Raw genomic sequence first — 25,933 nt, forward strand, 5'->3', positions numbered from 1 at the left:
AGGGGATCTCAATTCCGAAGCAGGAAGTTCCCGCGCACGCTGAACCGTCACCGCATGGTTGGGAGCATGGGAAGAGTGGGCTCGAGCGGGGACAACGCGGCTATGGAGAGTTTCTTCGCGCTTCTGCAGAAGAACGTCCTCGACCGCCGGTCCTGGACCACCCGCGAGCAACTGCGCATAGCGATCGTCACCTGGATCGAGCGAACCTACCACCGCCAACGTCGCCAGGCCCATCTGGGGCGCTTGACGCCCATCGAGTTCGAGACCATCATGAACACGACCGTCGCACTGGCGGCGTGACTAGGAACTGTCACCTATTCGTGCAGCAGACCCGAGCACTGGACTCATAATCCAGCGGTCGCGGGTTCAAAGTCCGCCCGCCCTACCATCCAGTGCGATACTTCTCCCTCGGTGTACCCGAATTTCTGAGGCCCCCTGACCGAGAAAGCGGAGTCAAGGGTTGGGTCTCACCAGAACACGGCGAGTGCAACGTTGACGAGTGTCAGTCCGCCAACCGCGTGGGCAACACCGACCGGAACTGGCTCATTCTTCTTGACCTTCCGGCGCCCTGTCCATGCCATGGCAAGGATTACGACGAGAACAACAAGTTTAACTGCGATCTTTACGTGATTCACGCCTCCGTCACCCATCTCGTTCACTCCGACGAGCAGAACGCCGGTAACGAGTTGCACCCATGCACCGGCGAACTGGAAGAGGCCGACGGTCGGAGTCTTGAATGTGGCGAGCCATCCGCCCACGAGTGCGGCCGCGCCGAGAATGTGCAGGAAGACGAGTGAAGCGTGAAGTAGGTCCATGACTTCAACCTAACCGGAACGCTCCGGCCTCCACCTCCTGTTGGCTAACGGCCGCGGATTCTCACAGGCCGCTATCAGAGTTATCGACATAGCGTTGACATGTTTGTTGACGCAGAGTCGACAAAGAACTGGTAGGAAAGGGAGACATGTTTCTAGCGATCCGCGAACTGAAGTTTGCGCGCGGACGATTCGGCCTGATGGGTGCAGTCGTCTCGCTCGTCGCACTGCTGATCGTTTTGCTCTCGGGTCTCTCGTCAGGCTTGGTCAACGACGGGGTGTCTGGTCTGAAGTCGCTGCCGGTCACCGCGTTTGCGTTTGACGAAGGCACGAAGACCGACAACGCTTTTTCGCGCTCAGTCGTCGAGGAGTCCCAGCTCGAGATCTGGGAGTCGTTCCCTGGCGTGGGGGCTGCGACGCCGGTCGGTGCGGGAATGACGAATGCCACGACAGAAGACGGCACTCAGATCGATCTCTCGCTTTTTGGAATCGTCCCTGATTCGTTCCTGAGCCCGAAGGTATCCGAGGGGTCGACCATATCGGGTCTTGGGGGCATCGTGGTATCCGAGACGGCGAAGAGCGACGGACTAGAAGTTGGCAGCATCATCACCCTTGATCGACTCGACACTGAACTTGAGGTTGTCGGCTTTACCGAGGGGCAGGCGACGTTCGGTCACGTCGACATGGCCTATCTCAATATTGATACCTGGCGGCTCATCGCCTCCGGTGCTGCACAACCCGGCGTTCCGACGCAGGACCAAGTTGATGCGCTCGATTTCGATGTCGCGAGCGTGGTCGCGATCCAAGCGAGCGATGCAGAAGAGCTCGATCTCGCCGCAGGCGATCGTCAGGCGGAGACCACAGCCGTCACGCTGAAGGAGTCTTTCAACTCGTCCCCTGGATACGAGGCAGAGACACTGACGCTCAGCATGATTCAGATGTTCCTCTACGCGATCAGCGCTCTCGTGGTCGGCGCCTTCTTCACGGTCTGGACGATTCAGCGGCAGCATGAGCTCGCGGTTCTCCGAGCTGTGGGCGCCTCGGGTCGCTACTTGCTTCGGGACTCGCTGACCCAAGCCGCGATCTTGTTGGTCGCATTCACAGCAATCGGAGTTGCCGCTGGTGTCGGGCTGGGCTCCATAATGCCGGAAGGCATGCCCTTCGCTCTTGAGCCCGCACCCGTCCTCACGGCCTCCTTGATCACAATCGCTCTGGGCCTCGTTGGGGCTGCGGTTGCGGTCCTCCGCATCACGCGAATCGAACCCATCTCCGCCTTGGGAGGGCAGCGCTAATGTCATTTGCACATAACCTGGAAACGATACTTCGGTTTGAGAATGTCACGCTCGAACTCGGTGACGGCGATAGTAGGGTGCGGCCGCTGGACTCAGTGAGCCTTGAGATCGCGCGCAGCGAGTTCGTGGGCGTGGTAGGCCCATCCGGGGCCGGAAAATCGACCCTGCTTGCCGTGGCGGGTGCGCTGCAGTCACCTGACAGCGGTTCGGTTCGCGTGCTCGACCAGGAGCTTACGGAGATGGCTGGCTCTCAGGGAAGGATGGCCAAGTTTCGTCTGCGAAACATCGGCTTCGTGTTTCAATCGGGCAATCTGATCCCCGCACTCAACTCTGCAGACCAGCTGCGTCTCGTGAACAGGCTCGCAGGCGGATCGTCGTCGTTCGACCCGATGCCGTTCCTGGAAGCCGTTGACATGGCACACAAGGCGAAGAGTCTTCCCCGTCAGCTCTCCGGAGGCGAGCGACAGCGTGTTGGCATCGCCAGAGCGCTCGTCACCCGTCCGGGTCTACTGCTGGTCGACGAGCCAACGGCAGCACTAGACCGCGCCCGAAGCCAACAGGTTGTCGCCCTTCTCGCGGAACAGAGTAAGACCCATGGGGTTGCCATCATGATGGTCACCCATGACCACGAAGTGCTCGGACACTGCGACCGCGTGCTAGAGATGGTCGACGGCCGACTCGGAACATTCCAACCAGCGACAACGTAGACTCCGCGGACCTCCCATCTCGCCCGAAAGGTCAGCTTCACGGTAAGTTCATTAGCAGGCGACGGAATGAGACCAGTGGAGGATGAACTGTGCCACGAATCACTGCGAACACCGTAGCTGAGCACCGCGCAAATCAAGAGCGCCTGCTTCTCGACGTCGCACACGCGATCCTAGAGGAGACTGGCGAGATCGGAAGCATGCGCGATGTCGCTGAACGTGCAGGGCTGGCAAGGTCGAGTGTTTACCATTACTTCGAGTCCACGGAGGCATTGCTTCAGGCGCTGGTAGAGGACATCTTCCCCAGATGGACGATACGCATCACTGATGCCATGGATGCTGAACCCGAACCAAGTGGCCGACTCGTTGCCTACGCCCTCGAGAATCTCCGTCTCGTGCATGAAGGGGCACACGCAGTCGGCTCCGCACTCGCGGCCCTCTCACCCGGAGAAGCCCTGAACGAACAAGCGGCCGGCATGCATCGCGCTATCCAGGAGCCACTGATTCACACACTTGAAGTCCTGGGGGTCGAGGATTCCGAGGCCATGGGCGAGATGATCAACGCCGTCGTCCACGCATCCACTCGCCTCTTAGAGGCCGGGAAACCGTTCAGTCAGGTGTCCTCGACCCTCATTGCCGTGATTGAACCGATGGCGGCAGAACTGCAAAGGCGAGCCGCCGCAAAGACTTCCTAGCATCTCACAGCGCAAATGAATACGCCCTCCTGCTCCGCCTCACCTAAGAGGCACGGGGTCCAGTGCAGCGCTCAACGCCTTGGAGGGGTTTTGGAGTGGAACTCGCAAACCGCCGCTCGACGGATACCGCGCGATCCCTTGCAAACACTAGTAGGGCGTGCGGGGCTTGAACCCGCGACCGACGGATTATGAGTCCGCTGCTCTGACCGACTGAGCTAACGCCCCTGGCGACCGTTCCATCCTAGTGGAGCGGACGACGCGCCCCGTGCGGGCGCGGGGGCTTCAGGCCTGGATGCGGTCCGGGTCGTAGCCGGCGTCGATGAGCGAGGTGGCGCGCTCGGTCTGGCCGCGGAAGTCGAGCATGTCGGTGCGCAGGCCCAGGTCGCGATCCACGTGCAGCGCCATCGAGTGCGCGGCGTCGCGCACGTCGCGGGCGGCGATCGCGTCGAGCACGGCGCCGTGGTCGCGGTGCATCGTCTCGAGCGTGGTGCCGAGGATGACTCGCCCTTCGGTGCTCGCGCCTTCGAGCACCGACATGACCCCGAGGTACAGGTCGAGCAGCAGCTTGCTGCCGCTCGCCTCGACCACGAGGCGGTGGAACGCGTCGGGGGCGGTGCTGCGGTTGCAGGTGTCGAGCGCATCGGGGGCGGCACCGGCGGTGAGCCCGTCGTGCACGCGGCGGTGAGCCTCGCGCAGCCCGGCCAGCTGCTCCTCGGTGCGGTGCACGGCGGCGTGCTGGGCGGCCTCGATCTCGAGGGATCGCCGGTAGACGAGCACCTCTTCGAGGTCGTGGTCGGCGAGGAACTCCGACAGGATCGAGCTCACCGGGGTGCGGGATCGCACGAAGGTGCCCACCCCGGGAACAGTCTCGAGCATGCCGAAGGCGGCGAGCGACCGCACCGCTTCGCGCACGGTGGATCGGCCGACGCCGATCAGCTCGACCAGCTCGGGCTCCTTCGGGATCAGGTCGCCGACCGGCCACTCGCCGCTCGAGATCCGGCCGCGCAGGAAGTCGAGCGTGTCGCGCGCCTTCTGGGAGCCGCGGGTGGTGCTTACCATGTGAGACCTCGTGGGATGTCGGGGAACAGCGTCAACTCTATCGGGCGTTCACAGGCGACTCACACCGATCGCCCGGCGCCGCTCACATCACGATGGTGGTGGCGGAGACGTCGACGCGGCGCAGCCGGTTCGACGTCCAGATGATGAGCGCGCCGAGCAGCACGAGGCAGATGCCGCCGATCACGGCGATCACGGTGAGGGCGAGCCCGGGCCACGCGAGCGCGACGATGCCGCCGACGAGGATGAGCACACCCGGCACGAGGATCGCGGGGCTGCGCCCGGCGAAGCGCGCGCCGATCGCGATCCAGAGCACGCCGAACACCACGAGCGCAACCCCGACGAAGGCGACGATCGCGCCGACGGTGAGGTCGGAGAAGACGATGGCAAGCACGCCGGCGGCGATGAGCACGATGCCGCCGATGAGCGCGGCCGGCGAGCCCGCGGATCGCGTGAGCACGGCCAGGCCGTTCGCGATGAGGGCGGATCCGAAGAGCACGACCAGCATCCAGGTCGCGGCGAAGAACGGCCACACGAGGAACCCGACACCGACGGCCGCGACGAGCACGCCGGTGATGAGCAGCGTCCACCACGGGAACCGCCGCTGCCCGGTGCTGGTGACTACGGGGTACTGGCTCACGGTCGACCTCCTCGGCGCCCGCATTCGGGACGGGGCGCTCCTCTCCAGAGTACGGCACCTGGCTTGAGCGAGAATGGGGGAATGGATCGCGAGTTCTTCCTCTCCCCCGCGCTCGAGGTCGCGCCCCTGCTGCTGGGCGCCCGGCTCGAAGTCGCCGGCGACGACGGGCTCGGCGGCCGAGGTTCGGTGGCGATCCGCATCACCGAGGTCGAGGCGTATCACGGGGTCGGCACGCCCGGCCCCTACGATCCGGGCTCCCATTCGAAGGATCGCCGCACCGCCCGCAACGCCTCGATGTTCGGGCCACCGGGTCACGCCTACGTCTACTTCAGCTACGGTATGCACTTCGCCTTGAACCTCGTGTGCTCCCCCGCAGGCATGGCCTCCGGGGTGCTGATCCGGGCGGGCGAGGTGGTCGAGGGGCACGAGATCGCGCAGCGGCGGCGCTCGGCGAAGCGCGGCGGCACGACGGTGCCGCAGCACATGCTCGCCCGAGGCCCGGGAAACGTCGCGGCGGCGCTCGGCATCGCCCGTGAGACGCATGACGGCCTCGACCTGTTCTCGGCTCCGTTCTCCGTGGGCGCGCCGGCGGAGCCCACCACGCGCGTCGAGAGCGGTGCGCGGGTGGGGGTCGCCGGTGAGGCCGGCGGGCCGGCGTTCCCGTGGCGGTTCTGGATCGCGGGCGAGCCGAGCGTGTCGGCGTTCAGACCCGGTCGTGGCGCTCCACGAGCTCTGCGCGGCTGACAGCTGCACCCGCGAACTGAGCGTCCTGCCAGCTCAGGCGGGAAGCCAGGCGCGCAGCGCCGCGCCGTCAGGCTTCGGCTGCAGATCGAGTGCGCCGCCCCGGTCCGAGATGCGGCTGCCGAGGCGGGCGAGACCACTGAGCTCGGGGTTCTCGACCGGCGCCGCGCCGAGATGCCGCACCTCGGCCAGCACGCGCCCGTCACGCACTTCGAGTCGCAGCGCGAGCTCGCTCGCCTCGCCGTGGCGCAGCGCGTTCGAGACCCCCTCTTCGATGGCGCGCACGAGCAGCAGTCGGCTCGTGCGGTCGAGCGGGTCCGGCACGGGTACGTCGTCGACCGAGACGCGCACCGGGATGGAGGGCGGGATGCGGGCCACCAGCGCCCGCGCGGCCGGCACCAGGCCGCGGTCGAGCGCCTCGGGGTAGAGGGCGGAGCTCAGCGACCGCAGCTCGCGTTCGCGCAGCTCGTCGAGTTCGATCCGCACCGCCCGCAGCCGTTCGGCGAGCGCTCGGGATCCGGCTGCGTCGACGCCGGACTCCAGCTGGGTGCCGATCTCGGCAAGAGACGCCGCAAGCATCACGAAGCGGTTCTGGAGGGTTCCGTGGAGCGTGTCCGCGACCTCGCGCCGCACGCGGATCTCCTCCTGCTGCAGCTCGTCGAGCGCTTCTGCGGCACGAGTCGCGGCGGCCTGCCGTTCGCGATCCGCCGAGCGCGCCCGTCGACTCAGTCCGACGATCGCGGCCGCCGTGCCGAGCACCGCGAGGCCGACGGGCACCGCCGTCATGGCGTCGTGCAGGGTCTCCGAGGGTTGCGCCGAGGGGTGGATCCCGAAGGTCAGCTGCAGCACGCCCCGCGTCGTCGCAGCCACCACCGCGACGAGCAGCGCGAGCCCGACGGCGGCCCCCAGAGAGCGATCGACGATCCGCAGCCACGCCGCGCCGAGGGCGAGCACTGCGACGGTGAGCAGATTGATCGAGGCGCGCAGGCCGGCCTCGGCGACCGGGCCGAGCGGCTGCCCGCCGATGCGGGGCGCCGGCACCCCGTGCACGAGCATCGACTGCGCCGTCGCACCGAACGCGAAGAACACCCCGATCACGAGCACGGTGAGCATGAGCAGGCGCCGGTCCGCCGCTCTGTCCGCCGAGGTCTCCCCCTGCGCAGCCCGGATCACGCGGTCTCCGCGAGGAAGATGCGCGCCGCAGCGACCCGCGGGTTGCACCGCTCCCGGTCGATGTCGAGACTCGCATAGATGGCATTGACGTGATTGTTCACCGAGCTGAGGGCGATGCCCAGCCGTTCGGCGATCGACTGATTGGTGAGCCCCTCGGTCACGAGCTGCAGCACCTCGACGTGGCGGGCGCTGAGCGTGGCAAGGCGGCCGCCCGCGCGCACCGTGCGGGTGCCCACGACCTCCGGATCGATGACGCAGCGGCCCGCGGCGGAGGCGCGAAGCGTGCGGATCAGCTTGGCCGACGAGGTCGAGGAGTTCTTCGAGAGGTAGCTCCACTGCTCACCCTCGTCGAGATCGACGAGCAGCTGCGAACGGTCGACGGCCGAGAGCAGCACAATGCCGAGCTGCGGGTTCGCACGCTGCAGGGCGCGCCCGGCATCGATCCCGGTGCCGTCGGGCAGCTCGACATCGAGCAGCGCCACGTCGAGGCTTCGCGGATCCCAGTTCGCGCTCACGCCCGCGCAGTCGCCCGCCGCCACGACTTCGAAGCCCGGCACCGAGCGGAGCAGGTGCAGCAGCATCTCCCGGAAGAGCGGCTGGTCTTCGAGAACTCCGATCCTGAGCGTCTGCGTCACCGTCTCTCCTCCATCGATCGCGCGTTCGCGCCGCGGGTGATCACCAACCGCACTGCTGTTCGCCGCGGGTGACACTCGTCGCAGCCGCTGACATCGCAACCGACACCGGCGACTCCCCTCGGCAACCATCTCACGGCAACCGTCTCCCCCGCCGCAGAGAGTTTATCGCACCGCGGTCGCGGCACGGCATGGTCGAGCAGGCTCCACGGCGCGGTGGAAAAGTCTCAGGCTGGGTCGGACGCCGGATCCGCCGCCGCGTCCTCCCCCGGCGCATCGAGCGCCGAAGCCCCCGTCTGCGGGTGGAACTTCGCGAGCCCCACCACGCCCACCACCGCCAGCGCGCCGGAGGCGATGAACGCGAACACCGCCCAGAGCGGGGCGTTCGCCGCCTCGCCGAGCACGACGATGCCGATCAGCACCGCGATGATCGGGTCGATCACCGTGAGCCCGGCGACCACCAGATCGGGCGGCCCCGAGGAGTACGCGTTCTGCACGAAGACCATGCCGAGCAGCGCCCCCACCACGAGCGCCGCCACGCAGAGCCACGTGAGCGTCTCGAACTCGCCCTGCTGCAGCCGGCCGATGACGGCCTTCGCGAAGGTCGCCACGAAACCGTACAGCACGCCCGCGCCGACGATGTAGAGCAGTGCCACCCGGTGGTGCCGCAGCAGCACGAAGGCGGTGAGCGCCACCGCGAGCACGACGGCGAAGGTGATGAGGATCGTGGTGAGCTTCGCATCGGTCACCGGACGGTCGGTGGCGGTGAACGCCGCGATGCTCACGAACGCGACGATCCCGAGCACCGCGAGACTCACCGACACCCGCACCCGCTTGTCGAGCCGCACACCGCTCATCCGCGAGTTCAGGATCGAGGTGATCACGAGCCCGACCACGCCGATCGGCTGCACGATGATGATCGGCGACAGCGCCAGCGACCCGATCTGGAAGGCCACGGCGAGGCCCAGCAGCAGGGTGCCGCTCACCCACGACGGGCGGCGCAGCAGGCCGAGCACGTGCCTCAGCGAGAGGCCCGAGCCGGCGCTCGCCCCGACCAGGCGCTCGACCTTGTTGAGCCCGCGCGACTGGTACTGCGCGCCGAAGGCGAGCAGCGCGGCCCCCATCAGGGCGAGCGGGATCCCCAGGAACTGCTTCGGGTCGAGCCCGGCAACCTCCTCGATCCCGGCCATGGCCAGCATCGTCACCGTCAGGAACCGCCGCGCATGAGTTCGACGAGCCGTGCGGCTGCGCGCGGCACCTCGTCGTTCACGATGATCTCGTCGAACTCCTCGGCGGCCGCCAGCTCCACCTTCGCGGTCTCGAGGCGACGCTCCCGCTCCTCGGCGCCCTCGGTGCCGCGCCCTACGAGGCGATTCACCAGTTCATCCCAGCTGGGCGGTGCGAGGAAGACGAGCCGCGCCTCCGGCATGCTCGCGCGCACCTGGCGGGCGCCCTGCAGATCGATCTCGAGCAGCATCAGCTCGTCGCGGGCCGCCGCTTCGAGCACCGGCCCCCGCGGCGTGCCGTAGCGGTGCCGGTTGTGCACCGTGGCCCACTCCAGCAGGTCGTCGGCGGCGAGCATGCGGTCGAAGCCCTCGTCGTCGACGAAGAAGTAGTGACGGCCGTGCTCCTCACCGGGTCGCGGTGCGCGGGTCGTGGCCGAGACCGAGAGCCGCACCTCCGGGTAGTGCTCCCGGATGTAGGTGGCGACGGTGCCCTTGCCGACCGCGGTCGGGCCGGCGAGCACCGTGAGCGGCGGCCGCTCGGAGGGGACAGCGCCGGTGCGCTCGCGCACGAAGCCCTCGAGCCGTTCGCGCTGGAGGCCGCCCAGGCCGCCCAGCCGCTTGCGCTCAGAGATGCCGAGCTCGTCGCGCACGCGGTCGGCCTTCACCGCACCGATCGCGGGGAAGGAGAGCAGAAAGTCGGTGATGCGCAGCGACGCCTCCGTGCTGCCCGGCACGCGGGACTGTTCGAGCACCCGCAGCGGGGACACCTCGCCGCTGCGAAGCCGTCGCTTCAGCTCGGCGCGCGCCCGCCGTGCGGCGATCGCGGCGCGATTGGCGGCGACCCGGTCGACCTCGGGCATCGCGCGCTGCTGCGGGTTGCCATTCGTGCTCATCGTTCTGCTCCTCAACTCCCGGTCCCAGCCTAGACGCGCGAAGCGCCCAGCGCCGCAGCGATCGCCTCGGCGCGTTCGCGCACGCGGCCGGCGAGGCCGTCCGCTCCCCCGGCGAGAATGCTGCGCGACTCGTTCGCGAGCAGCGCGTGGCCGATGCCGCCGAAGATCTGCGCGGCCTGCTCGATGCGGGCGCCCTGGTGTCCGAAGCCGGGTGCGAGCACCGGCAGCGTCGGGCCGGAAGCGGGCTTCGCGATGTCGATGCCGAAGTCTGCCAGGTCGAGGGTGGCGCCCAGCACCACGCCGACGGACCCGACAGCACCCGCGGCCGCTCCCGGCGCGGCGCTCGCGTTGAACGCCTCGGCGTCCTCGACCATCGCGCGGGCAACGCTGCGCGCGTCGTCGCGCACCGCCCGCTGCACCTCGCGCGCCTCGGGATTCGAGGTCGCGGCGAGCACGAAGAGGCCCTTACCGTGGTCGCGCACATGCGCGAACGCACCCGCGAGGCTGCCGAAGCCCTGATAGGCGACCGCGGTCATCGCGTCGGCCTCGAGCGGCGATCCCGGGGCCAGCCACGCGTCGGCGTAGGCGCCGAAGCTCGATCCGATGTCGCCGCGCTTCACGTCGGCGACCACCAGCAGCCCGGCATCCCGAGCATCGGCGAGCACGCGCTCGAGCGCCGCGAAGCCCGCCGAGCCGAAGCGCTCGAAGAACGCCACCTGCGGTTTCACGCAGGCGGCCACCCCGGCCGCCGCGGCCACGACCTCGCGGCCCATCCGCTCGGCGCCGGCGGCGTCGTCTGCGAGACCCCAATAGGCCAGCAGCGGCGCGTGCGGATCGATGCCGGCGCAGAGGTGCCGGCCCGCGGCGAACTCCGCCGCGAGCCGGGCCCCGAAGGCGAGAACCGTCATCGCGCGGTCGCCGCCTCGCCGAGCGCCGCATTGCGATCCGCCTGATACTCCTGCAGCGACTTCACGGCGAAGCCCTGCTGCTGCGCGGAGATCGCCCCCACCGCGGCCGACAGCTCGGACACCGTGGTGAAGATCGGCTTGTCGGCGGCGACGGCCGCGGCGCGGATCTCGTAGCCGTCGGCGCGCGCCGACGACCCCGAGGGCGTGTTCACGATCATGTCGATCTGACCGCTGTTGATGAGGTCGACGATCGTGTCGCCCTCGGCCTGCGCGGAGTGCTTGCGCGCCACCTCCGAGGAGATGCCGTTGCGAGCGAGCACCACCTGCGTGCCCTGCGTCGCGAGGATGCGGTAGCCGAGCTCCTGCAGACGCAGCGCCGGCAGCACGACCGCGCGCTTGTCGCGATCCGCCACCGACAGGAACACCGTGCCGGAGGTGGGCAGCTCGCTGCCGGCCGCCGACTGGCTCTTCGCGAACGCGGTCGGGAAGTCGCGATCCATGCCCATGACCTCGCCCGTCGAGCGCATCTCGGGGCCGAGCAGCGAGTCGACCACGAGACCCTCGTTCGTGCGGAAGCGCTTGAAGGGCAGCACGGCCTCCTTGACCGCGATGGGCGCGTCGATGGGGGCGCGCGAGCCGTCGCGCTCGGGCAGGAAGCCCGCGTCGACGAGCTGCTGGATCGTCTCGCCCGCCATGATGCGCGAGGCGGCCTTGGCGAGCGGGATGCCGAGCGCCTTCGACACGAAGGGCACGGTGCGGCTGGCGCGCGGGTTCGCCTCCAGCACGTAGAGCACGCCCTGGCCGATCGCGAACTGCACGTTGAGCAGGCCGCGCACGCCGATGCCCTCGGCGATGCCGAGCGTCGCCTCGCGCACCTGGGCGATCTGGTCGTGGCCGAGCGTGACGGGGGGCAGCGTGCAGCTGGAGTCGCCCGAGTGCACGCCCGCCTCCTCGATGTGCTCCATCACACCGCCGACGTACAGCTGCTCGCCGTCGTAGAGGGCGTCGACATCGATCTCGATCGCGTCGTCGAGGAAGCGGTCGACCAGCAGCGGGTGACCCGGGCCCACGAGAGCGTGGCCCTCGATGCGCCCGAAGTAGCCGCGCAGCGACGCCGTGTCGTACACGATCTCCATGCCGCGGCCGCCGAGCACGAAGGAGGGGCGCACCAGCACGGGGTAGCCGATCTCCTCGGCGACGCGCACCGCGCCCTCCTCGTCGATCGCGGTGCCGTTGCGCGGCGCGGCGAGGCCGGCGCGCTCCAGGATGCGGGAGAAGGCGCCCCGCTCCTCGGCGAGGTCGATGGCCTCGGGGGTCGTGCCGAGGATCGGGATCCCCGCGTCCTTGAGCGGCTGCGCGAGCCCGAGCGCGGTCTGGCCGCCGAGCTGCACGACGACGCCCAGCAGCTCGCCCGACGCCTGCTCGGCGTGGATGACCTCGAGCACGTCCTCGAGCGTGAGCGGCTCGAAGTAGAGCCGGTCGCTCGTGTCGTAGTCGGTCGAGACCGTCTCGGGGTTGCAGTTGATCATGATCGTCTCGTAGCCGGCGTCGCTCAGCGCGAAGGAGGCGTGCACGCACGAGTAGTCGAACTCGACTCCCTGGCCGATGCGGTTGGGGCCCGATCCGAGGATCACGACCTTCTTGCGGTCGGAGGGGATGACCTCGGTCTCGAGGTCGTACGAGGAGTAGTGGTACGGCGTGAGCGCCGGGAACTCGCCCGCGCAGGTGTCGACGGTCTTGTAGACGGGGCGCAGGCCGAGGCCGTGACGGAGGCCGCGGATCTCGCTCTCGCTGACCCCGCGGATCGCGGCGATCTGCGCGTCGCTGAAGCCGTGGTCCTTCGCCTCGCGCAGCACGTCGAGCGTGAGCTGCGGGGCGCTCTTCACGGTCTCCGCGACCTCGTTGATGAGCTGGATCTGGTCGAGGAACCACGGATCGATCGCGGTCGACTCGAAGACCTGCTCGATGGTCGCGCCGAGGCGCAGCGCCTGCTGCACGTCGACGATGCGGCCGTCGGTAGGACGCTTCGAGCTCTCCAGCAGCTCGGCGACGCGCGTCTCGCGCTCGGACTCCGCGACGGGATCCCAGTGGAACGAGGTGCCGCGCTTCTCGAGCGAGCGCAGCGACTTCTGCAGCGCGGTCGTGAAGTTGCGGCCGATCGCCATGGCCTCGCCCACCGACTTCATGGTGGTGGTGAGGGTGTCGTCGGCGGCGGGGAACTTCTCGAACGCGAAGCGGGGCGCCTTCACCACGACGTAGTCGATGGTGGGCTCGAAGCTCGCGGGGGTCTTCTGGGTGATGTCGTTCGGGATCTCGTCGAGACGGTAGCCGAGCGCGAGCTTCGCCGCGATCTTCGCGATCGGGAAGCCGGTGGCCTTCGACGCGAGCGCCGAGGAGCGCGAGACGCGCGGGTTCATCTCGATGACGATGATGCGGCCGGTCACCGGGTCGACGGCGTACTGGATGTTGCAGCCGCCGGTGTCGACGCCGACGCGACGGATGATGTCGATGCCGATGTCGCGCAGCTTCTGGAACTCGTGGTCGGTGAGGGTGAGCGCGGGCGCCACGGTGATGGAGTCGCCCGTGTGCACGCCCACCGCGTCGACGTTCTCGATCGAGCAGACCACGACCGTGTTGTCGGAGGTGTCGCGCATGAGCTCGAGCTCGTACTCCTTCCAGCCGAGGATCGACTCCTCGAGGAGCACCTCGCTGGTGGGGCTGTAGTGGAGGCCGTCGCCGGCGATGCGGATCAGGTCCTCCTCGGTGTACGCGAAGCCCGAGCCGAGGCCGCCCATGGTGAAGGAGGGGCGCACCACGAGGGGATAGCCGAGATCCTTCGCGAACTCCTTCGCCTCTTCGAGCGTGTGCGCGATGTGCGAGCGGGCGACGTCGGCGCCGGCTTCGAGCACGAGCTCCTTGAAGATCTGGCGATCCTCGCCGCGACGGATCGCGTCGACCTTCGCGCCGATGAGCTCGACGTCGTACTTCTCGAGGATGCCCTGCTCGTGCAGCGCCATGGCCGCGTTGAGCGCGGTCTGGCCGCCGAGGGTGGGCAGGATCGCGTCGGGCTGCTCCTTGATGATGATCGACTCGATCACCTCGGGGGTGATCGGCTCGACGTAGGTGGCGTCGGCGAAGTCGGGGTCGGTCATGATCGTCGCCGGGTTGGAGTTGACGAGGATCACGCGCACGCCCTCCTCGCGGAGCACGCGGCAGGCCTGGGTGCCCGAGTAGTCGAACTCGCAGGCCTGACCGATCACGATCGGACCCGAGCCGATGACGAGGACGGAGTTGATGTCTGAACGCTTGGGCATGGCTTAGTTGGCTCCTTCTGCGCTGGCCGAGCCTGCCGAGGCCCGATCCGTCACCAGCTGGCGGAATCGATCGAAGAGGTAAAAGGCGTCGTGCGGACCGGCCGCGGCCTCGGGGTGGTACTGCACCGAGAAGGCGGGGATGTCGAGGCACTCGAGCCCCTCCACCACCTGGTCGTTGAGGCTGTAGTGGCTCACCTGCACGCGCCCGAATCCCTCGGGCGCGTCGAGCTCGCCCTCGATGGGCGCGTCGACGGCGAAGCCGTGGTTCTGGGCGGTGATCTCGACCCGGCCGGTGCGCTTGTCGAGCACGGGCTGGTTGATGCCGCGGTGGCCGAAGGGCAGCTTGTAGGTGCCGAAGCCGAGCGCGCGGCCCAGCAGCTGGTTGCCGAAGCAGATCCCGAAGTACGGGAAGCCGTCGCGCAGCAGCTCGCGCAGCAGCACGACCTGCTGCTCGGAGGCGGCGGGATCGCCGGGGCCGTTCGAGTAGAACAGCGCGTCGGGTGCGATGGCGCGGATCTCGTCGATCGAAGTGGTCGCCGGCAGCACGATGACGTCGAAGCCGTGCTCCGAGAGGTAGCGCACGGTGGCGCGCTTGATGCCGAGGTCGAGCACCGCGATGGAGCCGACGCGCTCGACGCCCTCGGCGGCGGGCACGTCGTAGCGCTCGGGGGTCGTCACCTCGGCCGAGAGGTTCTTGCCGGCCATGCCGGTCTGCTCGCGCACGAGGGCGAGCTGCTCATCGCCCGTCAGCGCGAGGTCGGCGCCCGAGAAGACGCCGGCGCGCATGGCACCCGCGGAGCGGATGTGCCGGGTGATGGCGCGGGTGTCGACACCGGAGATGCCGACGACGCCGTCGTCGACGAGGTCTTCGTCGAGCGAGCGCTGCGCGCGGAAGTTCGAGACGCGGCGTGCGGGGTCGCGCACCACGAAGCCGGCCACCCAGATCTTGCGCGACTCCATGTCGGTGTCGTTGGCGCCCGTGTTGCCGATGTGCGGCGCGGTCATGAGCACGATCTGCCCCGCGTAGGAGGGGTCGGTCAGCGTCTCCTGGTAGCCGGTCATGCCCGTCGAGAACACGACCTCCCCCAGCGTGCGGCCGGTCGCACCGTAGGCGCGGCCTTCGTATCGGGAGCCGTCCTCGAGCACCAGCACGGCACCGCCCTGGGGCACTGCGGCTGCCGGCGGCGCCGTGACGCCGCTCGTCGTCGACTCGGGGGTCGACACCTCTTCACCTGTGTTCGTGGTCACGCGTCCTCCTGCGTCGTTCCGTGTGTGTCCCGGTCCCCCGCCCCGCACGCGGCGGGGGTGAGGATCTGTTCGATCGCCGCTGCGAAGCGCCGCTGTTCGGCGGCGTCCGTGAAGCGGAAGCTTGATTCGAGGATCCGGCTGTCGTCGCCGGCCTCGCTGGTGCCGTGGCTGTCATCGGCGCGCCAGAGCAGCAGGGAGAGCCCGCCGCGTTCGACGGCCTTGCCGATCCGCATGCCCGTCTCGTCGGTGCCGAGCACGCGTGCGGCGCCGATATGCACGGGCCGCTCGCCCGTGACCTCGATGGTGACGCCGTCCCGGCGCACCGTCACATCTGCGTAGCCCTTGTATCGCAGGCCCGGCAGCGCGATCCGTTCGAGCGGCGCGCCCTCGGCTGTGGTCGAGACGTAGGCCGCGCGGGGAAAGCGCGCGATCGTCTCGCCGCCGGGCGCCGGCGATGTCGCGGCCGCTGCGGCGTCGCGTCGGCCGCGCGCGCGCCAGGCGAACCACATGCCCACGAGCACGAGCACGCCGCCGGCGGCGAAGAGCAGCGCGATGGAGGCGGCGCTCACCGCGTCCCCTCCAGCGCCGCGGCCGCGGCGTCGGCGACCGTCTCCGAATTGACGAGCTCACCGTCGTCGAGCGTCAGGTAGCCCCGGCGCACGGTGTAGGTGACGCGGCCCGGCAGCTCCATGCCCAGGTAGGGCGAGTTCACGCTGAGGCCGTGCAGGCGCTCGACATCGAAGGCGCTCGCCCCGTCCGGGTCGACGAGCACGAGATCGGCGGGCTCTCCCTCGGCGAGCGCAGCGGGGTGCCCCGCCAGGCGCCCGATCTCGGCGGGCTTCTGCGAGAGCAGCGTCTCGATCTCGGCCCAGCTGGCGTGGCCCTCGTTCACGAGGGTGAGCAACGCGATCGGCAGCGCCGATTCGAGGCCCACCATGCCGAAGGCGGCGACATCCCACTCGCACTCCTTCGCCTCGACGGGGTGCGGCGCGTGGTCGGTGGCGATGATGTCGATGACGCCCTCGGCGACGGCGGCGCGCAGCGCGCGCACATCGGCGTCACGACGCAGCGGCGGGTTGACCTTGTAGCGCGGATCGTAGCTGCGCACCAGCTCCTCCGTGAGGATGAGGTGGTGCGGCGTGACCTCCGCGGTGACCTGCACGCCGCGGGCCTTCGCCCAGCGCACCACCTCGACCGAGCCGGCGGTCGAGAGGTGGCAGATGTGCAGCCGCGCGCCGATGTGCTCGGCGAGCAGCACGTCGCGGGCGATGATCGACTCCTCGGCGACGGCGGGCCAGCCCTTGAGGCCGAGCTCGCTCGAGAGCGCGCCCTCGTTCATCTGGGCGCCCTCGGTGAGCCGCGGATCCTGCGCGTGCTGCGCGATCACGCCGTCGAAGGTCTTCACGTACTCCAGCGCGCGGCGCATGAGCAGCGGGTCGTGCACGCACTTGCCGTCGTCCGAGAACACCCGCACGCCGGCGCGCGACTGCGCCATCGCGCCGATCTCGCTGAGGCGCTCCCCCGCGAGATCCTCGGTGACCGCGCCGATGGGGCGGACCGTGGCGTAGCCGGCGGCGTCGCCGAGCGACTGCACCTGCTCGACCACGCCGGCCGTGTCCTGCACGGGCATCGTGTTCGCCATCGCGAACACGCTCGTGAAGCCGCCGGCCGCCGCCGCCCGGGTACCGGTGAGCACCGTCTCGGACTGCTCGAAGCCGGGCTCGCGCAGGTGCGTGTGCAGGTCGACGAGGCCGGTGATCGCGACGAGGCCGTCGGCCTCGATGACGCGCTCACCGTCGCGCGGCTGCAGTTGGGCGCCGCGCTCGACGATGCGTCCGCCGGAGATCCGCAGATCGACCGGTGCGGCGGATCGGTGGTCGGCACCGCGCTCGGTGAGGTCGGCGGCGAGTCGGGTGCCGCGGATCAGGATGTCGGGGTTGCTCAATGGGTGCTCCGTTCGGATCCGCTCAACAACAGGTACAGGGCCGCCATGCGCACCGAGACGCCGTTCGCGACCTGCTCGAGCACGGTCGATCGCTCGGAGTCGGCCGCGCGGGAGGATATCTCGAGGCCGCGGTTCATGGGGCCGGGGTGCATCACGATGGTGCGCTCGCCGAGCCTGGCGAGGCGCGCGTCGTCGAGCCCCCAGTTGCGCGCGTACTCGCGCTCGTTCGGGAAGAACGCAGCATGCATGCGCTCGGTCTGGATGCGCAGCAGCATCACCACGTCGGGCTGCTCCTCGCGCAGGGCGGCGTCGAGGGAGTGGTGCAGGGTGACGGGCCAGTCGCGGGCGCCGTAGGGCAGCAGCGTCTCGGGGGCGACGAAGCTGACGCGCGCGCCGAGCGCGTTCAGCAGCCAGAGGTTGGAGCGGGCCACGCGCGAGTGGGCGACGTCGCCCACGATCACCACCGAGACGCCGTCGAGATCGCGGCCGCGGCTCGCGTCGCCGAACAGGCGGCGGCGCATCGTGAAGGCGTCGAGCAGCGCCTGCGTCGGGTGCTCGTGGGTGCCGTCGCCCGCGTTGAGCACGCCGGCGTCGATCCAGCCGCTGCGGGCGAGCCGTTCGGGCGCGCCCGATGCCGGGTGGCGGATCACCACGCCGTCGGCGCCAATGGCCTGCAGCGTCTGCGCGGTGTCCTTCAGGGATTCCCCCTTCGACACCGACGATCCCTTCGCGCTGAAGTTGATGACGTCGGCGCTCAGGCGCTTCGCGGCGGCCTCGAAGGAGATGCGGGTGCGAGTCGAGTCCTCGTAGAAGAGGTTGACGACGGTCTTGCCGCGCAGGGCGGGCAGCTTCTTCACCTCGCGCTGCTGTGCGGCGTCCATCTCCTCGGCGGTGTCGAGGATGAGGATCGCTTCCTCACGGCTGAGGGTGCGCGTGTCGAGCAGGTGCCTCATGCTGCGGCTCCCTCGTCGACGCTGCCGATGGCGACCTCGTCGACGCCGTCGAGCTCTTCGAGGCGCAGCGAGATGCGCTCGTGCTTGGCGCTCGGCAGGTTCTTGCCGATGTAGTCGGCGCGGATCGGCAGCTCGCGGTGCCCCCGATCGATGAGCGCGGCGAGGCGCACGGCGCGGGGCCGGCCGTGGTCGTTCAGCGCGTCGAGGGCGGCGCGCACGGTGCGGCCGGAGTAGAGCACGTCGTCCACGAGCACGACCGTAACGCCGTCGACGCCGGCGACGGGCATGTCGGTGGGCTGCGGCGCGCGGGCGGGCTGGCGCGAGAGATCGTCGCGGTACATGGTGACGTCGAGACTGCCGACCGGCACGTCGACGCCTTCGATCCGGGCGATGTTCGCGGCGATGCGGTGCGCCAGCAGGGTGCCGCGTCTCGGGATGCCGACGAGGATCAGGCCGTCGGTGCCCTTGTTCGCTTCGACGATCTCGTGCGAGATGCGGGTCAGCGCTCGCGAGATGTCGTCGGCGTAGAGGAGGGTACGCATGTGCCCAGCACTCCTTTCCCGCCTCACAGGACGGACTTAAAGGAACTCATGTCACCTCAACCATACCAGGCCCCGCACCCCAGCTCCGCGCTCGCACCACCGCGCCGCCCGCCCGCCACGCCCCCGCTTCGAGAGGCGACTTTCGCAGGAAACCTCGAAGAACCCGCTGCGAAATCCGCCTCTCGGCGCCCGGCGCAGACTCCCTCACTCGGGCCAGACGGGGGCGAGCAGTTCGTCAAGACCCAGGCCGAGTGCGCGTGAGAGCTTCAGCCACGTCTTGAGATCTCCGTGGTGCTTGCCGGAGCCCAGGTTGAGGATCGTCTGCCGGCTGACGCCCGACGCCTCTGCGAGCTGCTCGATCGTCAGGCCGGCGCGCACGCGCTCCCGCCCGATGATCACCTTGAGCTGGGTCAGGTCGGGTTCGGGAGAAATCGGCATCCCTCAAGTCCACAGAGATTGGCCTCGCGGCACAGCACAGGATACTGTGCAAAAAGCACAGGTTCTTGTACTGTGCGCCGCGCCCTGCAACAGGGTTCTCCTCGCTCCTACTCGAAAGGTCTCCGATCCACATGAAGAATGCACTCCCCTCGCTCGCCGTCGCCGCCCTCCTCGCCGTCGGGCTCGCCGGCTGCTCCGGCTCTGCCGCGCCCGCTGCCTCCTCGACCACCGAGCCCGCCGAAGCTCCCACGACGGGCGACGACTCGCTGCAGGCCTGTCTTGACCTGGCGGGGCCCTTCGCAGAGGCGAGCGGCAAGCTCGCCTCGCTCGCATCGGGCGACGCCGATCCCCAGGCGGCCGTCGATGGCTGGACCGCGCTCGTGGACGCGCTCGGGTCGGTCGCCCAGTCCGCATCCGATCAGGAGGTGAAGCAGGCGGCTACCATCGCTCAGACCGATTTCGCCGCGCTTCGCGATGCCATGCAGCAGGTGCACGTCAACGGCGACCTCACCGCGATGGGCGCGTTCACCTCGGCCAATGAGACAGCGCAGGCTTCCTACACCGCACTTCTCCAGACCTGCCAGGCATAGGCCGGGCCACACTCACGCTGCGCCTCCCATCGACACGAAAGGCGGGTTTCGCAGGCGATTCGGAAGAATCACCTGCGAAACCCGCCTTTCGACGCATCAGCCAGCCCACGAAACGCCGACGGCCCGCGCTCCGAAGTTCGGTGCGCGGGCCGTCGGTGCGTTCGGACGTCTGCCGGGCTATGCCTGCGCGTGGTCGGCGATGCGGCCGAGCACGCCGTTCACAAAGCGGCTGGAATCCTCGGTGGAGTACTCCTTGGCGAGCTCCACCGCCTCGTCGATGGCGACGGCGGTGGGAACCTCGTCGTTGAAGAGGATCTCCCACGCCGCGAGCCGCAGCAGGGCGCGGTCGACGTTGGGCATACGTTCGAGGGTCCACCCCTGCGCGTAGCTCATGATGAGCTCGTCGATCTCGTCGCGGTGGTCGGTCACGCCGTCCACGATCTCGCGGGCGTACAGCCACGAGGCCTCGCGGTCGGGCTCACCGGCGGCGCGGCGCGCCTCGGCACCCACGATCGCGGTGATCGACTCGTGGCGCACGTCGGCCTGGAAGAGCATGTCGAGGGCGCGCTTGCGCGCCTTGGAGCGGGCTGACACCGTGACTAGTCGTTGACGCGGCCGAGGTAGTCGCCCGTGCGGGTGTCGACCTTGACTCGGGTGCCGGTCTCGAGGAACAGGGGCACCTGGATCTCGGCGCCGGTCTCGACCGTCGCGGGCTTGGTGCCGCCGGTGGAGCGGTCGCCCTGCAGACCCGGCTCCGTGTAGGTGATCTCGAGCACGACCGAGGCGGGCAGCTCGAGGTAGAGGGGGTCGCCCTCGTGCAGCGCGATCTGCACGTCCTGGTTCTCGAGCATGAACTTCGCCGAGTCGCCGACGACGGCGGCCGAGACGGTCAGCTGGTCGTAGTCGCTCTTGTCCATGAAGACGAAGTCGGCGCCGTCCTGGTAGAGGTACTGGTAGTCGCGGCGGTCGACGCTGGCGGTCTCGATCTTCGCGCCCGCGTTGTAGGTCTTGTCGATGATCTTGCCCGAGACGACGTTCTTCTGCTTGGTGCGCACGAACGCACCGCCCTTGCCCGGCTTCACGTGCTGGAACTCGACCACGCTCCAGAGCTGACCGTTCTCCTTGATCACGGTGCCGTTCTTGATGTCGTTCGAGGTTGCCATACGGGTATTCTCCGGGTTCTGTCGGGTTCGAGCGCCAGACCAGCGCCGATACAGTTTACACCGCGCTCCCGGCGCCGACCTTGCAGCTCTCCCACAAACGGTGTGCGACGTGCGCCGCCGCAGCCCTATCCTGCGGTGATGCATATGCTCTTCCGCACTCTCTGGCACCTCTGGTTCGTGGGGCCGCGCGGCCCGCGTCTCGGCTTCGGCGACGTCTCGCGCTCACGATTCCGGGTCTGGCCCACCGACCTCGACGTGCTGCGCCACATGAACAACGGCAAGTACCTGTCGATCATGGACGTCGCGCGCTTCGACCTGATCCAGCGCAACGGCGCGCTCGACGTCTTCAAGCGCGAGGGCTGGTACCCCGTCGTCGTGGGCCAGACCATCTCCTACCGCAAGTCGCTGAACCCCTGGATGCGGTTCTGGATCGAGTCGCGCATCCTCGGCTTCGACGAGCAGGCCGTCTACATCGAGCAGCGCTTCGTGCGCCCCGATGCGCAGCGGCGCCCGGAGATCTACGCGCGCGCGGTGGTGCGGGGCCGCATCCTGCGCCGCGGCGGCGGTACGGTGCCGGTGGCCGAGGTCATCGAGAAGAGCGGTGCGGATCCGGATCAGCTGCGCGTGCCAGACGATGTGCTCGCGTGGGGCGTCGCCTCCCGCCTCCCGTCGACGCGCGCCGACGCGCGGAGCGTCTGGGAGTAGCGGCTTCCCCGGCGCGTCAGGCGATCGGCGGCCGGGCCCCGAGGTGCGGGCCCTGGTTGCCGACCTCCCGGCAGTTGATGCGCACGCTGCGCTCGGCCGCGTCGTAGACGTGCCGAGCGGCGAGGCGGCCGTCGGCGAGGGCGCCCGCGAGCCAGGTGAAGCTGCGGGCGTCGACGAGGGGCTCCCCCGCGACGGCGCGCATGAGCTGCAGCATCAGCATCTCCGGCAGCGTCGCGTGCGGCCCATGCTCGAAACTGAGGCCGAGCACCGCGGGTGCGAGACCGGCCGGCACGAGCCGCAGCGTCCAGCCGACGGCGCCGACGGACCCGCCGTCGCGCACGACGGGCACCCCCGGGATGGTGCGGTCGAGGATCGCGAACTCGCGCTCGGCCTCGCTCGCCAGCACGAGCGGCGATCCGCCCTCCCGCTGCGCCAGCGGGCCGTCGTCCTCGGCGGCGCGCTCGAACAGCCGCCGCCACCCCGCGACGCCGAGACCGTGGGGCGCGGGCACGGGCACGAGGGTGGGGTCGACCGCGAGAGCCGCGCCGAGCCCGCCGAGGTCGACACCGGCGGCGGCGAAGGCCTCCGGCTGGGGCGGTTCGAGGCCGAGCCACGACGCGACGGTGCGGGCCGCCGCGAAGGCCCGTTCGAAGCGCTCTCGCGGGCCCGCGTCGAGCACGTCGGCGAATGCGGCCGAGCCGATGGCGGTCGAGCGCAGCAGCGCGGTCTCGCCGTCGAGCCAGGCGTCGAAGTCGTCGGCCGCGCCGCCCGTCGCCGCGAGTGCGCCGTCGAGCTCGGCTGCGAGGTCGGGGAAGAGCCCCCTCACGAGGCGGATCCGGTCGCCCGCGTCTGCCGTGGTCATGTGGTCTCCGATCTCGTATCGCTCCTCTTCACGGTAGCTCACCTTCCACGAGCTGCTGGATCGCCTCGGCGATGACTCCCGGGTCGTCGACGCGCCGGCTGCTCGGGGCGTAGCGCCGCACCACCTCGTCAGAGCCGATGCCGATGCCGTGCACCTCGACGCCGGCGTCTCGCAGCCGTCGCAGCTCGCGAGCAGCGGCGACCGGGTCGTTCGACCCTCCGTCGCTGACGAGCAGCACGATACGGCGCCGTTCCACGCCGTCGGCGGAGGAGCCGGGCGTGCCGGATGCGCCGGAAGCCCCTGCCGCGCCCGGCACGATGCCCAGCTGCTGGGCCGCGATCCGCAGCGCGGCGCCGTCGTTGGTGGATCCGCGCGGCGACCTGATCTCGGCGTGCATGCGGCGCCGCACTCCGTCGTCGAGGCCGCGGCTGAGCGGCTTCACGAGGAGCGGCTCAGCGTCGAACACCACGAGCGCGGTGCGGATGTCGAGGTCGATGTCGATGCCGGCGTGCTGCTCGGCGTGCGCGATGTCGCGTTCGACGCCCGCGAGCGCCTCCAGCATGATGAGCGCGGCGTCGGCCGCGGCGTCGGCGACGCGGCCCTGCATGGAGGCCGAGCGGTCGACGAGCAGCACGTAGTCGGTGCTGCCGGCGCGGCGGCGGCGGCGGGGGCGCGACTCCCGCCGCAGGAATGCGGCCGGGCGCGCCACGCCGGCGCGTGCCTCCGCGACGGCGCGAGCCAGCGCGTCCGGCGCCAGCATCTCCCCCTCGGGCACCGGTCGCCGCCCGATGCCGCGCAGCTGCGCGACCCGATCCGCGATGACCTGCGCCCACACCGCCCGCATGCGCTCGATCGCCTCCGTGAGTTCGGCCACCCGGTCGCGGTAGTCGGCGCGTGCGCGGCCGCCGCTCGCGTCCGCCGATCCTCCGCCGATCTCCCGCTGCTCGTCGCCGGGCTGCGGGGCGCCCTCGATCTCGGGCAGGGCCATCGCTTCGAGCAGCGCTCCCTCGGCTGGCAGGGGCGTCGCGAGCACCGCACTCACGAATCCCGCCTGCTCCGCCGCGAACAGGTCGGCGCCCTCGGCCGCCTGCCGCCCCTCGCCGGCCCGCGCCCGCTCGTCGTCGCCCGGCGCTTCCGCCTCGCCCTCCGCGGGCCCGTCGTCGGCGGCCTGCTGCTCGGCATCGCCGCCCGCGCCGGCCGCCCCGAAGTCGTCGGCTGCGGCACCGCCCTCGTGGTCCTCGGCTTCGGCGCCGCGGGAGCTCTCGCCGAGGCCGCGCTCCTGGGCGTCTCTGGCGAGCAGCCGCTCGTAGGGCGGCAGCAGCAGCGCGAGTGCCCGCTCGAAGCGGTCGAGCGGTGCCCGGCGCGCGTCGGGGGCGAGCACCCGCCGCAGCGCGTCGTCTCTGCGCGATGCGCGCGCGAGCGCCTCCCACTCGGCCTCCACCTCGGGAGCGAGGCCGGCGAGCCGGGCGGCGCCAGTCCCCTCCGCGAGCAGCAGCGCGACCCACTGCAGGTGGCGGGGCTGCTCGCCAGGGCTCGCGGGCAGGCTGCGGGCGGTCGCCGCGGCGAGCCGTTGCCGGAGGCCCGGCAGTGCGGCGAGCATCTCGGCTGCGGCTTGCAGGCGGATCACCGCGGCCACGAGCGGTTCCGCGGCGGGGCGGGCGGCGATGATCGAACGGCTGCGGCGCGCCCGCTCCGGTGCGCGGCGCTCGCCGCGCACGCTCTCCCAGAGCTGCAGCAGCGCGAGCGCGACGGCCTCATCGTGCCCGTGCCCTCGGCGGGCGTACCAGCCGAGCCCCACCCGCAGGCCGTTCTCGTCGAGTTCCCAGCTCTCGTCGTCCGAGACCGAGACGGCCACCCCGATCAGGGCGCCGACGGCTCGCAGGCGCTCGCGCTCCTCGATGCCCGGGTCCACCATGCCCACACACTACCGGCCCGCCGCGGCCGCGGCGCGGTGGTAGCGTGACGGGCATGCTGGCTTTCGACGCTGACCCCGTGCTGCGCGAGGCGCGCACCCTCGCCGACGAGCGCCGCCGGGTGCGCCGCGCTCTCGCCGCAGCTGCCGGGCAGGCGGAGGCCGCCGAGCACCGGGCCGATCTCGAAGCCGTGGAGGCCCGGCTCTCGACGATCCTCGGCGACGCGGACAGCCGCGAGCTGGTGGAGGACGCCCTCGATGAGCGGGCGCGCGTGCTGCGCACCGCCGTCGCCGCGCAGCGCGAGCGGGCGGCCCGGACGGCGCGCCTCGCCGCAGCCGACGCGATCGTGGCCCGTGCGGTCGCCGCGGGCCGGGCGCCGACCGCCGCCGAGGGCGTCCGGGCGCGCGAGCTGCGCGCCGCCGCCCAGGTGGTGCCCGAGAACGGCTGGCGATCCGCGGTGTCGACGGCCGACCGGCGCGATGCCGTGCTCGAAGCCCTCGGCACCCTGCGACTGCGGCGGGCGACGCGTCAGCTGCGCGGCGGCCTGCTGGAGACCGACCAGATGCGCGGCATCATCTCGGAGGCGCTGCCGGCGGTGCTGCGCGGCGACCCGGTGCTGCTCGTCGGCGAGACCGGCGGGGCGAAGACAGCGCTCGCCGAGCATCTCTCCAGGCTGGCGGTCGGCGCCGACCCCGAGTTCGTCTCCGGTTACGGCGACATCACCGGTGCGCAGCTGATCGGCACCCACGAGCTGCGGGCGGAGGCCGGCGCCACTGTGAGCGTGTTCGTGCCCGGACCGCTGCTGCGCGCGATGGCGGAGGGGCGGCCGGTGATCCTGGACGAGCTGAACGCGATGCCGGCCGAGTTCCTGAAGCGCCTCAACCGGGTGCTGCAGCTGCGCCCGGGCGACGTGTTCAGCGTGCAGGAGGACGCGGGCCGGGAACTGCGGATCGCCGCGGGCTTCGCGATCCTCGCGACCGCCAACGAGCAGACACCGCACCGCTATCGCGGCCTCGACAGGCTCAGCGCCGAGCTCGTGAACCGCTTCGGCGCGAACGCGTACCGCGTGCACTACCCCGACACGGGCCTCGGCTACGAGGAGTTCCCCGCGGAGAACGCGCTGCTGGCGGCTGCGGCCGTGGTCGACGAGCGCGGCGAGCTGCCGCCGGAGCTCGGCGTCGACGAGCTGTTCCGGGTCGCGCGGGCGGCGTTCATCAGCCAGCAGGTGTTCTCGGGCGAGCACGGCGAGGGGTTCGGCGCGTACGTGAGCACGGAGCGCGAGATCGACGGCCGTCCGGGGCTGGAGGAGGCGGTGCTCGCGCCGCGCACCCTCGTCGCGATCCTGCAGAAGGTGGCGGGCAGCGCCGGGGCGGTGTCGCTCGATCGCGCGCTGACCCGCTTCGTCGAGGGCGTGATGCACCGCGAGGATCGCCGGGTGCTCGCGCTCATCCTGCAGGGACAGGGGTTCCGGATCGGCTGAGCCGCGTC

27 protein-coding genes and 1 tRNA gene are annotated in these 25,933 nt (G+C 70.2%); 8 read left to right on the top strand and 20 right to left on the bottom strand.

The genetic code is table 11. The features are described from left to right. A partial coding sequence (locus H629_RS0109785; protein ID WP_036084907.1) for an integrase core domain-containing protein occupies positions 1–300 on the top strand: 300 nt, incomplete at its 5' end. 167 nt (positions 301–467) lie between these two features. On the opposite strand, the gene H629_RS14845 is transcribed toward H629_RS0109785, so the two are convergent. Beyond that, positions 468–815 carry a hypothetical protein gene (locus H629_RS14845; RefSeq protein ID WP_076623993.1) on the bottom strand — a complete coding sequence of 116 codons (348 nt, stop codon included), beginning with the start codon at positions 813–815 and terminating at the stop codon, positions 468–470. Positions 816–961: 146 nt separating this feature from the next. Between H629_RS14845 and H629_RS0109790 the strand changes: the two genes are divergently transcribed. The 3 genes from H629_RS0109790 to H629_RS0109800 all read left to right on the top strand — a co-directional run bounded on the left by H629_RS0109790 (position 962) and on the right by H629_RS0109800 (position 3,503). Next, positions 962–2,104: an ABC transporter permease gene (locus H629_RS0109790; protein ID WP_024357086.1), complete on the top strand. Its 1,143-nt coding sequence runs from the start codon at positions 962–964 to the stop codon at positions 2,102–2,104. Continuing rightward, a complete protein-coding gene (locus H629_RS0109795; RefSeq protein WP_029746837.1) occupies positions 2,104–2,811 on the top strand; it encodes an ABC transporter ATP-binding protein in 708 nt (235 codons plus the stop codon). The genes H629_RS0109790 and H629_RS0109795 overlap by 1 nt, the downstream gene beginning before the upstream one ends. Before the next feature lie 89 nt (positions 2,812–2,900). Further along, a complete protein-coding gene (locus H629_RS0109800; RefSeq protein ID WP_029746838.1) occupies positions 2,901–3,503 on the top strand; it encodes a TetR/AcrR family transcriptional regulator in 603 nt (200 codons plus the stop codon). 151 nt (positions 3,504–3,654) lie between these two features. On the opposite strand, the gene H629_RS0109805 is transcribed toward H629_RS0109800, so the two are convergent. The 3 genes from H629_RS0109805 to H629_RS0109815 all read right to left on the bottom strand — a co-directional run bounded on the left by H629_RS0109805 (position 3,655) and on the right by H629_RS0109815 (position 5,199). Then, positions 3,655–3,728: transfer RNA gene (locus H629_RS0109805), tRNA-Ile, on the bottom strand. Between the two features lie 57 nt (positions 3,729–3,785). Beyond that, positions 3,786–4,562, bottom strand: a complete 777-nt coding sequence (locus tag H629_RS0109810) for a FadR/GntR family transcriptional regulator (protein ID WP_024357089.1) — start codon at positions 4,560–4,562, stop codon at positions 3,786–3,788. A gap of 82 nt (positions 4,563–4,644) precedes the next feature. Beyond that, a complete protein-coding gene (locus H629_RS0109815; protein WP_024357090.1) occupies positions 4,645–5,199 on the bottom strand; it encodes an HdeD family acid-resistance protein in 555 nt (184 codons plus the stop codon). Positions 5,200–5,280: 81 nt separating this feature from the next. Between H629_RS0109815 and H629_RS0109820 the strand changes: the two genes are divergently transcribed. Continuing rightward, complete coding sequence (locus H629_RS0109820; protein ID WP_024357091.1) at positions 5,281–5,943, top strand: DNA-3-methyladenine glycosylase; 663 nt, start codon at positions 5,281–5,283, stop codon at positions 5,941–5,943. Between the two features lie 33 nt (positions 5,944–5,976). On the opposite strand, the gene H629_RS0109825 is transcribed toward H629_RS0109820, so the two are convergent. From H629_RS0109825 to H629_RS0109880, 12 genes are all read right to left on the bottom strand, one after another. After that, positions 5,977–7,113: a sensor histidine kinase gene (locus H629_RS0109825; RefSeq protein ID WP_024357092.1), complete on the bottom strand. Its 1,137-nt coding sequence runs from the start codon at positions 7,111–7,113 to the stop codon at positions 5,977–5,979. After that, positions 7,110–7,748 carry a response regulator transcription factor gene (locus H629_RS0109830; RefSeq protein ID WP_024357093.1) on the bottom strand — a complete coding sequence of 213 codons (639 nt, stop codon included), beginning with the start codon at positions 7,746–7,748 and terminating at the stop codon, positions 7,110–7,112. Before H629_RS0109830 ends, H629_RS0109825 begins: the two co-directional genes overlap by 4 nt. Positions 7,749–7,972: 224 nt before the next feature. Beyond that, positions 7,973–8,935, bottom strand: a complete 963-nt coding sequence (locus H629_RS0109835) for a DMT family transporter (protein ID WP_024357094.1) — start codon at positions 8,933–8,935, stop codon at positions 7,973–7,975. Positions 8,936–8,952: 17 nt separating this feature from the next. Continuing rightward, the gene (gene gmk, locus H629_RS0109840; RefSeq protein WP_024357095.1) at positions 8,953–9,864 is read right to left on the bottom strand and encodes a guanylate kinase; all 912 of its coding nucleotides are present in this window, start codon (positions 9,862–9,864) and stop codon (positions 8,953–8,955) included. Positions 9,865–9,893: 29 nt separating this feature from the next. Next, positions 9,894–10,772 carry an orotidine-5'-phosphate decarboxylase gene (pyrF, locus tag H629_RS0109845; RefSeq protein ID WP_024357096.1) on the bottom strand — a complete coding sequence of 293 codons (879 nt, stop codon included), beginning with the start codon at positions 10,770–10,772 and terminating at the stop codon, positions 9,894–9,896. Then, positions 10,769–14,086, bottom strand: coding sequence for a carbamoyl-phosphate synthase large subunit (gene carB / locus H629_RS0109850; RefSeq protein ID WP_024357097.1), 3,318 nt, complete (start codon positions 14,084–14,086; stop codon positions 10,769–10,771). The genes pyrF and carB overlap by 4 nt, the downstream gene beginning before the upstream one ends. Before the next feature lie 3 nt (positions 14,087–14,089). Continuing rightward, entirely contained in the window at positions 14,090–15,334 is a 1,245-nt protein-coding gene (carA, locus tag H629_RS0109855) for a glutamine-hydrolyzing carbamoyl-phosphate synthase small subunit (protein WP_024357098.1), read from the bottom strand. Beyond that, the gene (locus tag H629_RS0109860; protein WP_024357099.1) at positions 15,331–15,903 is read right to left on the bottom strand and encodes a PH-like domain-containing protein; all 573 of its coding nucleotides are present in this window, start codon (positions 15,901–15,903) and stop codon (positions 15,331–15,333) included. The genes carA and H629_RS0109860 overlap by 4 nt, the downstream gene beginning before the upstream one ends. After that, positions 15,900–17,279, bottom strand: a complete 1,380-nt coding sequence (locus H629_RS0109865) for a dihydroorotase (protein WP_029746842.1) — start codon at positions 17,277–17,279, stop codon at positions 15,900–15,902. The genes H629_RS0109860 and H629_RS0109865 overlap by 4 nt, the downstream gene beginning before the upstream one ends. Beyond that, entirely contained in the window at positions 17,276–18,232 is a 957-nt protein-coding gene (locus H629_RS0109870; protein ID WP_024357101.1) for an aspartate carbamoyltransferase catalytic subunit, read from the bottom strand. The genes H629_RS0109865 and H629_RS0109870 overlap by 4 nt, the downstream gene beginning before the upstream one ends. After that, positions 18,229–18,774 carry a bifunctional pyr operon transcriptional regulator/uracil phosphoribosyltransferase PyrR gene (gene pyrR, locus H629_RS0109875; protein ID WP_024357102.1) on the bottom strand — a complete coding sequence of 182 codons (546 nt, stop codon included), beginning with the start codon at positions 18,772–18,774 and terminating at the stop codon, positions 18,229–18,231. Before pyrR ends, H629_RS0109870 begins: the two co-directional genes overlap by 4 nt. Positions 18,775–18,978: 204 nt before the next feature. Continuing rightward, positions 18,979–19,212, bottom strand: a complete 234-nt coding sequence (locus tag H629_RS0109880) for a helix-turn-helix transcriptional regulator (protein ID WP_024357103.1) — start codon at positions 19,210–19,212, stop codon at positions 18,979–18,981. A 131-nt stretch (positions 19,213–19,343) separates the two neighbouring features. On the opposite strand from H629_RS0109880, the gene H629_RS15225 reads away from it, so the two are divergent. Beyond that, positions 19,344–19,802, top strand: coding sequence for a hypothetical protein (locus H629_RS15225; RefSeq protein ID WP_024357104.1), 459 nt, complete (start codon positions 19,344–19,346; stop codon positions 19,800–19,802). 177 nt (positions 19,803–19,979) lie between these two features. On the opposite strand, the gene nusB is transcribed toward H629_RS15225, so the two are convergent. Then, positions 19,980–20,396 (bottom strand): transcription antitermination factor NusB, encoded by a 417-nt coding sequence (nusB, locus tag H629_RS0109890; RefSeq protein WP_024357105.1) that lies wholly within the window; start codon positions 20,394–20,396, stop codon positions 19,980–19,982. Positions 20,397–20,401: 5 nt separating this feature from the next. Continuing rightward, positions 20,402–20,965: an elongation factor P gene (efp, locus tag H629_RS0109895; protein WP_024357106.1), complete on the bottom strand. Its 564-nt coding sequence runs from the start codon at positions 20,963–20,965 to the stop codon at positions 20,402–20,404. Between the two features lie 138 nt (positions 20,966–21,103). Between efp and H629_RS0109900 the strand changes: the two genes are divergently transcribed. Next, positions 21,104–21,670: an acyl-CoA thioesterase gene (locus tag H629_RS0109900; RefSeq protein WP_024357107.1), complete on the top strand. Its 567-nt coding sequence runs from the start codon at positions 21,104–21,106 to the stop codon at positions 21,668–21,670. Positions 21,671–21,686: 16 nt separating this feature from the next. Here H629_RS0109900 and H629_RS0109905 read toward each other — a convergent pair whose 3' ends face one another. Both H629_RS0109905 and H629_RS0109910 read right to left on the bottom strand, forming a co-directional pair. Next, entirely contained in the window at positions 21,687–22,532 is an 846-nt protein-coding gene (locus H629_RS0109905) for a hypothetical protein (RefSeq protein ID WP_029746844.1), read from the bottom strand. A 28-nt stretch (positions 22,533–22,560) separates the two neighbouring features. After that, positions 22,561–24,447 carry a vWA domain-containing protein gene (locus H629_RS0109910; protein WP_152485693.1) on the bottom strand — a complete coding sequence of 629 codons (1,887 nt, stop codon included), beginning with the start codon at positions 24,445–24,447 and terminating at the stop codon, positions 22,561–22,563. Positions 24,448–24,500: 53 nt separating this feature from the next. Between H629_RS0109910 and H629_RS0109915 the strand changes: the two genes are divergently transcribed. Continuing rightward, positions 24,501–25,925 (top strand): AAA family ATPase, encoded by a 1,425-nt coding sequence (locus tag H629_RS0109915; RefSeq protein ID WP_029746845.1) that lies wholly within the window; start codon positions 24,501–24,503, stop codon positions 25,923–25,925. Positions 25,926–25,933 lie beyond the last annotated feature (8 nt).

The sequence above is a fragment of the Leucobacter chironomi DSM 19883 genome, assembly GCF_000421845.1.
In the GTDB taxonomy this organism is placed as follows: domain Bacteria; phylum Actinomycetota; class Actinomycetes; order Actinomycetales; family Microbacteriaceae; genus Leucobacter; species Leucobacter chironomi.

Bases quoted from the DNA above. Each gene is read 5' to 3' on its own strand.
- H629_RS14845 (WP_076623993.1), bottom strand. From the start codon at position 815: ATGGACCTACTTCACGCTTCACTCGTCTTCCTGCACATTCTCGGCGCG.
- H629_RS0109790 (WP_024357086.1), top strand. From the start codon at position 962: ATGTTTCTAGCGATCCGCGAACTGAAGTTTGCGCGCGGACGATTCGGC.
- H629_RS0109795 (WP_029746837.1), top strand. From the start codon at position 2,104: ATGTCATTTGCACATAACCTGGAAACGATACTTCGGTTTGAGAATGTC.
- H629_RS0109810 (WP_024357089.1), bottom strand. From the start codon at position 4,562: ATGGTAAGCACCACCCGCGGCTCCCAGAAGGCGCGCGACACGCTCGAC.
- H629_RS0109820 (WP_024357091.1), top strand. From the start codon at position 5,281: ATGGATCGCGAGTTCTTCCTCTCCCCCGCGCTCGAGGTCGCGCCCCTG.
- H629_RS0109835 (WP_024357094.1), bottom strand. From the start codon at position 8,935: ATGGCCGGGATCGAGGAGGTTGCCGGGCTCGACCCGAAGCAGTTCCTG.
- gmk (WP_024357095.1), bottom strand. From the start codon at position 9,864: ATGAGCACGAATGGCAACCCGCAGCAGCGCGCGATGCCCGAGGTCGAC.
- pyrF (WP_024357096.1), bottom strand. From the start codon at position 10,772: ATGACGGTTCTCGCCTTCGGGGCCCGGCTCGCGGCGGAGTTCGCCGCG.
- carB (WP_024357097.1), bottom strand. From the start codon at position 14,086: ATGCCCAAGCGTTCAGACATCAACTCCGTCCTCGTCATCGGCTCGGGT.
- H629_RS0109870 (WP_024357101.1), bottom strand. From the start codon at position 18,232: ATGAGGCACCTGCTCGACACGCGCACCCTCAGCCGTGAGGAAGCGATC.
- pyrR (WP_024357102.1), bottom strand. From the start codon at position 18,774: ATGCGTACCCTCCTCTACGCCGACGACATCTCGCGAGCGCTGACCCGC.
- H629_RS0109880 (WP_024357103.1), bottom strand. From the start codon at position 19,212: ATGCCGATTTCTCCCGAACCCGACCTGACCCAGCTCAAGGTGATCATC.
- H629_RS15225 (WP_024357104.1), top strand. From the start codon at position 19,344: ATGAAGAATGCACTCCCCTCGCTCGCCGTCGCCGCCCTCCTCGCCGTC.
- efp (WP_024357106.1), bottom strand. From the start codon at position 20,965: ATGGCAACCTCGAACGACATCAAGAACGGCACCGTGATCAAGGAGAAC.
- H629_RS0109900 (WP_024357107.1), top strand. From the start codon at position 21,104: ATGCATATGCTCTTCCGCACTCTCTGGCACCTCTGGTTCGTGGGGCCG.
- H629_RS0109905 (WP_029746844.1), bottom strand. From the start codon at position 22,532: ATGACCACGGCAGACGCGGGCGACCGGATCCGCCTCGTGAGGGGGCTC.
- H629_RS0109910 (WP_152485693.1), bottom strand. From the start codon at position 24,447: ATGGTGGACCCGGGCATCGAGGAGCGCGAGCGCCTGCGAGCCGTCGGC.
- H629_RS0109915 (WP_029746845.1), top strand. From the start codon at position 24,501: ATGCTGGCTTTCGACGCTGACCCCGTGCTGCGCGAGGCGCGCACCCTC.